Annotated in this window: 2 protein-coding genes; both read left to right on the forward strand. The window is 20.8% G+C overall.

Annotation, left to right across the window (positions count from 1 at the left end; translation table 4 throughout):
• The first annotated feature begins 301 nt into the window (after positions 1-301).
• A complete protein-coding gene (locus tag ACXX86_RS04045; RefSeq protein WP_436359199.1) occupies positions 302-1462 on the forward strand; it encodes a DUF4116 domain-containing protein in 1161 nt (386 codons plus the stop codon).
• A 7-nt stretch (positions 1463-1469) separates the two neighbouring features.
• Positions 1470-2001: DUF4116 domain-containing protein (locus ACXX86_RS04050; RefSeq protein WP_458561194.1), on the forward strand; the 532-nt coding region annotated here is incomplete at its 3' end.

Below are 2001 nucleotides of genomic sequence, written 5' to 3' on the forward strand. Positions count from 1 at the left end.
AAAGAGGACATTTTGATTAGTAAATACCCCGGGACATTTTGATTAATAATTTGCAGGGTTTTTCTATTTTTAGAACCAAAAAATGATATAATTAAAAAGTATTAAGGAGAAAAATGAAAAATGAAAAAGGACTATCTCTTAAAATAACTCATATATATATATATATATATATATATATATCTTAGCAAATTAAAATTTGCTAATTTTTCATTCAAATTTTATAATACAACCAAATTAAATTATATAAAAACCTTATTAAACAAATTAATAGGGTTTTTTACTATTATTAAAGGAGAATAATATGGAAAATATAGATTTTAAAAAAGAAAAAGAAAGATTAAAAGAGTTAGGTATAAAATTAGAAAATGAACAAACTTTAACTGATGAAGAATTCGTTTTTAATGTATTAACTAATAAAAAAATTGGATATAGTGAAAAAGGATTATATTTTTCATTTTTATCAGACCAAGCAAAAGAAAATAAAAATTTCATAAATAATTTATTTCAGATAACTAAAAATAACTTATTTATATTTTATGCTTCAAATAAACTAAAAAATGATAAAAACTTTATGTTGAAAGTTATAAAAAAAGATAGATGAATTTTTGATTATTGTTCAGATGAACTAAAAAACAATAAAGAATTCGTTTTAAAAATTGTTCAACAAAATGGTTTAAATCTTAAATATGTTGCTGATGATCTGAAAAATGATAAAGAAGTAGTTTGAGAAGCTGTTAAACAAATAGATTATGCATTAAATTATGCTTCAGATGAAATAAAAAATGATAAAAAATTTGTTGTAAAAGCACTTAAGCAAAATATAAGAGTTGCTAAATATATTTCCACTAGTTTAAAAAACGACAAAGAATTTGTTTTAGAAGGAATGAAAAAACTTTATTTTATGTTTGAATATGCTTCAGAAAAACTGAGAAATGACGAAGAAGTTGCTTTAGAAGGATTCAGACAAAATGGTTTTGCTTATAGATATATTTCTGATAAGTTAAAAAACGACAAAGAATTTGTTTTAAAAGTAGTTAATGTTGCTAATTTTTATGACTTTCCTGATAACTTAAAAGATAATAAAGAATTTATTTTAGAACTTGTAAAGAAAAAAGGTGAATATTTTGAACATGCTTCTGATAAGTTAAAAAACAATAAAGAATTTGTTGTTGAAGTTATTAAACATAGTTGAGAAGCTTTGGAATATGCATCAAATAAAATTAAAAAAGAATTAAAAAATAATAAAGACTTAGTGATTTTACCATCTATTAAAGATGATGCAAGAAATTTTGAACTAATTGCAAGTGAATTAAAAAACGATAAAGAATTTGTTTTACAAGCATTAGAAGTAAATCCTTATATTTTTGCTTCTATACCAGCAGAATTAAAAAATGATTTAGAAATTAAAGAACTATTTAAACAAAAAATGAAAAATATTGTATTAAATGCTTGAGAAAAATAATAAAAATATGGATAATATAGATTTTACACAAGAAAAACAAAGATTAAAAGAATTCGGTTTAAAATTAGAAAACGAAGGTGCTTTAACTGATGAAGAATTTGTTTTTAATGTCTTAACTAATGAAAAAATAGGATACAGTGAAAAAGGGTTATATTTTTCGTTTTTATCAGACAAAGCAAAAGAAAATAAAAATTTCATAAATAAATTAATTAAGAAAACAAAAAATTTTTGATTTTTATTTTATGCTTCAAATAAACTAAAAAATGATGAAGAATTTGTTTTAGATTTAGTTAAATCAAGTTATGAATACAATTCTAATTACTTTAAAAACCAGAAAGAAGTTATTTTAAAAGCAGTTAAAGAAAAAAGTGGTTATTTATTACAATTTATTTTAGGTGATTTAAAAAATAACAAAGAAGTTAGTAGGAATTTAAAATACGCTTCTTATAACTTAAAAAACGACAAAAAATTTGTTTTAGAGGTTGTTAAACAAATTGGTTATGCATTAAAATATGCTTCAGAAGAATTAAAAAATGATA

The organism is Mycoplasma sp. CB776 (genome assembly GCF_054343395.1).